Here is a 4,601-nt window from a genome sequence, read left to right as displayed (position 1 = left end):
GGACTGGACGAGGCGACCGCGCTCTGGGGCGTCGAAACCCCCGAGGACGTGCGGAAACTGCTGAACCGGCCGAGCGTCGTCGTGGTCAAGGACGGCGCCAACGCCGCATACGCGCTGGGCGCCGAGACGGTGGTCGTGCCCGCGCCGAAGGTCGAGGTCGTCGAGCCGGTCGGAGCGGGCGACGCTTTCGCCGCCGGATTCATCTCCGGTGTGCTGCGCGGTGCGGACGTCACGCGCTGCTTGCGGCTCGGGCACGTCCTGGCCGCGCACAGCCTGCTCAGCACCGAGGACCACACCGCGTCGCCGGATCGCGCGGACCTGGAGCGGTGGCTCGACTGCGACGAAACCGGTTGGAACGCCTTGAGCTTCGGCGGTGAGCGATGATCGGTTTCGACGAGCTGTTCACCGGACCGGTCAAGGCGTTCCCTGCGGCAGAACTCGGTGCCGGCTGGTTCAAAGCGGTGCGAGGCCCGTTCCCCGGTCTGCGGATGGTCGCCACCGGCGGGATGAACGCGCGCAACGCGGCGGAGTTCCTGTCGGCGGGGGCGGCCGTGGTCGCCGTCGGATCGGCGTTGGAGGATGCCGATCAGCTGCCCGCGCTGGCCGGGTTGGTCGAACGTTCCCGAATGGAGAAGTCGTGAAGGTCCACGTTGGTCCGGTCGCCCTGCCCGAACTGGAGGCGGCTGTCGTCGCGGCCGGTGCCGAGCTCAGCTCCGCCGCCGACGCCAGCGCGCTGGTCTGGTTCGGCGGGTCGCCCGAGCAGTTCGCCGAGCTCGACCACCCGGCGCTGGAGTGGGTGCAGCTGCCCTCGGCCGGGATCGAGTCCTGGGTGTCGGCCGACGTGCTGCGCGACGGCGTGACGTTCACCTCGGCAGCGGGCACCTACGCGCAGACCGTCGCCGAGCACACCTTGGGCCTGATGCTGGCCGGAGCGCGCCAGATGCACCAGATGGCGCGGGAAACCAGCTGGTCGAAGCCGGAAGGGCAGCGCAGCGTTTTCGGTTCCACCGTCGGCATCATCGGCGCCGGTGGCATCGGCCGGGCGCTGATCGACCTGCTGCGGCCGTTCGGGGTGCGCGTGCTGGCGGTGAACCGGTCCGGCAAGCCCGTCGACGGTGCGGCCGCGACCTGGCGCTCCGACGACGCCGAAGGCGTTGCCGAACTGCTCGCCGAATCGGACTTCGTGATCATCGCCGCGCCCGCCACGGCCGAGACCTCGAAGCTGATCGACGCCGCGGCGCTGTCCCGGATGAAGCCCGGATCGTGGCTGATCAACGTGGCTCGCGGGTCCCTGGTCGACACCGACGCGCTGGTCGAGGCGCTGGACGCGGGGCGCATCGGCGGCGCGGCGCTGGACGTCACGGACCCGGAGCCGCTGCCCGACGGCCACCCGCTGTTCCAGCACCCGCGGGCGATCATCTCGCCGCACGCGGCGAATCCCCAGTCGCTGCTGATCCCGGCGCTGGCCCGCCGGGTCGAGGAGAACGTCCGCCGCCGTATCGCCGGTGAGCCGCTGCTCGGTCTCGTGGACCGCACCGCCGGCTACTGATCGCGAGTCGTTCCAGCAGGTCGTCTCGTGCGGGCGCGGTGCCCGACCGCGCCCGCACGCCTGGTATGTCCATTCTGGACTCGGCCCCGCCGCGTCGGACCCGCATTGCGGGCTTCTCGATCGGAATTGGGGAACTAATCGGAGTATTGACAATCGTCCGGTGTCATGAGTGCGAATACGCATTTTCCGGCGGTGGAAGAACCTTGGGTATTTCAGTCCTTTTTGGACAGTGCGCGTAAGTCGATCGAGTGGAAAATTGCGGTGTTTTCCACTCGAACGGGTTGCGCTCATTGCTGCTTCTGTATCCAACAGCGGGTCGTGATCCTCTTTCTAATGGACACTTCAATCGAGCCGGAGGCGGCAGGTCGAAACGCGACGTGCCGGAAGGCTCCGGGGGAGGAGGCACGACATGGCGGACACACGGAGCCGGGTGTGGTCGGTGGCCGGGCTGCTGGCAGCGGCGACCCTGTCGTCGGGACTGCTGACCGCAGCGGCCGAGGCGGCGGAGTCCGGGACCGCGTCGACAGCGGCACCCCCCATCGTCGGGGGACAGCAGGCCAAGATCACCGAGTACCCGTGGGTGGTGTACCTGACCGACACGCAGGGCAACCAGTTCTGCGGTGGCACGGTCGCCAAGGCCAACAAGATCATCACCGCGGCGCACTGCGTCAGCGGGGAGAAACCGGAGTCGGTCCAGGTCGTCGCCGGCCGGGAGGACAAGCAGCAGAACGACGGCGCGGTCGTCAAGGTGAGCGGGATCTGGGTCAACCCGAACTACCAGGACGCCAACACCGGTGCGGACGTCGCGGTGCTCACGCTCGCAGCAGTGGGAGCCGGTGCTGCGGGTGGGTGGGACGTCGAGGGTCGGGTTCCGGTCGAAGAAGGCGACCGGCTTCAGGGTGAAGCCGCAGACGTCGACCGGCATGATCGGCCAGTCCTCGGGGCGGGGGAAGTGGGTCAGGCCGAAGGTGTGCCAGAGGACGATGTCTTCGCCGTCGATGCTCCGGTTCGCCGCCGCGAACGCCGGGATCCCCGCACCTCCGCGGCTCTGGTTCACCAGCTCGCCCGCCGGGTAGCGCTCGTCGGGGGCGTACCGGGTCACCCACAGGTGCTTGGTCGCGAAGGCGGCCCGATCGGCTATCGAGGACTGCGGGTCGGCCAGCAGGACCGGAGTTCCCTGCGGGTGCAGCGCGTAGCCGACGGGTTGGCCGAGGCGATTGGTGCGCTCGGTGTTGACCACGTGCCAGGCCCGGCCCTTCGCCGGATCCGCTTCGCGGCCCGCTTCGGCCTCGTTCGAGAGCCTGGTGACGCTGCGGGTGAAGGCGTTGCCGTGCGGGTTGTCCGCGCTGATCGGCACGCGCTGGGCCTCGACCTCGTCCACGGCGTTGCGGGTTCCGTCGACCATCATGTCCAGGCGGGCGCTGAACAGGTGCTGGTGGTACGGGCCGGCGAGGCCGGGGGCGAGCTCGTTGGACCAGCTCGAACCTTCCTCCGGGTAGGCCGAGGTGAACACGATCCCGGTCGCCTTGGTCTCCAGCTGGATGGTGCCGTCCAGGTAGAGGTACCAGTAGAAGCCGTAGTCGTAGTTGCCGACCGAGACGAAGAACGACACCACCAGGCGCCGCTGCCTGCGGGTCTCGGCCGAGCCGGTGAACACGTCGGTGTGCTTCCACAGCACCCCGAAGTCCTCCTCGTGCATGCACACCGCGTTGCGCAGCGTGCGGGGCGTGCCGTCCTCCTGCGCCACCACCGCGTCGAAGTAGCGGATCTCGCCGAGGCAATCGCAGCCGAGCACCAGCTCGTTGGCGAGCTTGCCCAGCGAGTACTCGCCGGCGTCGAAGTAGTTCTGCCAGAACCGCACCGGCGAAGGGTCGCCGTAGTTGACCACCATCTCGCCGATCGACGCCCGGTAGACCACCGGCCGTTCGCGGTCGCCGTCGCGGAACGACAGCTGGTGCAGCACCAGGCCTTCGCGCGGGTCGAAACCGATGCGGAACCGCCAGTTCTCCCACCGCACCTCGTGGCCGTCGACCTCGAAGCTCGGCCCCTCGGGCTGGGTGATCTCGATCGGGCGCAGCGTGTCGCGCAGCGGGCCGGTCAGCTGCTCGTCGGTGTAGTCGCCGCTCTCGGCCGGGACCGGGAACTTCCGGTCGTCGACGACCTCCAGCACGCGCTGCTCGATCACGTCGACGTAGGCGACGAGCCCGTCGATCGGGTGGGCCCACGGCAGCTCGTCCGGGGAGTTCTGCGCGAACGACAACGCGCGCAACATCCGGCGACCGCTCTCCTCGGCGACGCCGAACCAGCCCGCCGACAGCGGGCACACCCGCACCTTGGTCACGTCGTCGAAGCCGCGATCGCGGATCGCCCGCAGCCAGGTCTCGTCGCTGCGCACGATCTTCTCGACCAGCTCGTACTCGTCGAGCATCACCGGCGGCTGGCCGTGCTCGACCGGGTCGACCGCCGTCTCGGACACCACTTCACCGCTGGTCAGCGACACCACCGCGGTGGTCAGCCCACCGGTCTTGACGTCGATCAGCACCGACCGCGCCCGGCGGTCCACCGGGTCGCCCTCGCGGTGCTCGAGCACCGCGGACTTGGCCGGTTCTTCCAGCTGCACCAGGGGAAATCGGGTCGACTCGCGCAGCAGGCCGGCCTGCTGCAGGACGTCGCGGTTGCGCAAGATCTCCTCTGCGCTCAGCGGTTCCAGCGGGTGCATCGTCATCGCGCACGACCTCTCGAACGTTCAGCTCAACCCAGGCGTACCCAGACTCCCTCGGTCCCGGTGAATCCGTCCAGTGCGCGCACCCCCGTCCGGATGCTCCGAACGAGGGTGATTTCGGGGGGTGAACGCGGTGGCCCGGTCGCCGGGGGATGTGCGACCGGGCCGCCCGGTGGATGCCCGGAGTGAACGGGCACCCCGCGCTTCGCGCGATTCCGCCGCCTGCGCCGTACCGCCGCGGAATCGCGCGGACACCAGCATCGTGCGCTGGGCCTGACCACCGCACGGCGCTGCTCGCGGCGATCGGAACGCGACTCGGCCATGGTGCCC

General features: G+C 69.7%; 3 protein-coding genes and 2 pseudogenes. 4 read left to right on the top strand and 1 reads right to left on the bottom strand.

What is annotated here, in order from left to right:
- From ABTZ89_RS36065 to ABTZ89_RS36050, 4 genes and pseudogenes are all read left to right on the top strand, one after another.
- A partial coding sequence (locus tag ABTZ89_RS36065) for a PfkB family carbohydrate kinase (protein ID WP_351053432.1) occupies nt 1-384 on the top strand: 384 nt, incomplete at its 5' end.
- Nucleotides 381-641 (top strand): beta/alpha barrel domain-containing protein, encoded by a 261-nt coding sequence (locus ABTZ89_RS36060; RefSeq protein WP_270952454.1) that lies wholly within the window; start codon nt 381-383, stop codon nt 639-641. The genes ABTZ89_RS36065 and ABTZ89_RS36060, both read left to right, overlap by 4 nt.
- A complete protein-coding gene (locus ABTZ89_RS36055) occupies nt 638-1,549 on the top strand; it encodes a D-isomer specific 2-hydroxyacid dehydrogenase family protein (protein WP_351053430.1) in 912 nt (303 codons plus the stop codon). Before ABTZ89_RS36060 ends, ABTZ89_RS36055 begins: the two co-directional genes overlap by 4 nt.
- 409 nt (nt 1,550-1,958) lie before the next feature.
- Nucleotides 1,959-2,315, top strand: a pseudogene (locus tag ABTZ89_RS36050) (trypsin-like serine protease); the annotation flags it as partial.
- A 57-nt stretch (nt 2,316-2,372) separates the two neighbouring features.
- Here ABTZ89_RS36050 and ABTZ89_RS36045 read toward each other — a convergent pair.
- Nucleotides 2,373-4,274 (bottom strand): annotated as a pseudogene (locus tag ABTZ89_RS36045) (primary-amine oxidase); the annotation flags it as partial.
- Between the last annotated feature and the right edge of the window lie 327 nt (nt 4,275-4,601).

Origin of the sequence: Saccharopolyspora sp. NPDC002686 (assembly GCF_040295745.1) — a bacterium.
Classification (GTDB): domain Bacteria; phylum Actinomycetota; class Actinomycetes; order Mycobacteriales; family Pseudonocardiaceae; genus Saccharopolyspora; species Saccharopolyspora oryzae.
This window is presented reverse-complemented; position numbering and strand designations above follow the sequence as displayed.

Coding starts and splice junctions, on each gene's coding strand:
- ABTZ89_RS36060 (WP_270952454.1), top strand. CDS start 381: ATGATCGGTTTCGACGAGCTGTTCACCGGACCGGTCAAGGCGTTCCCT.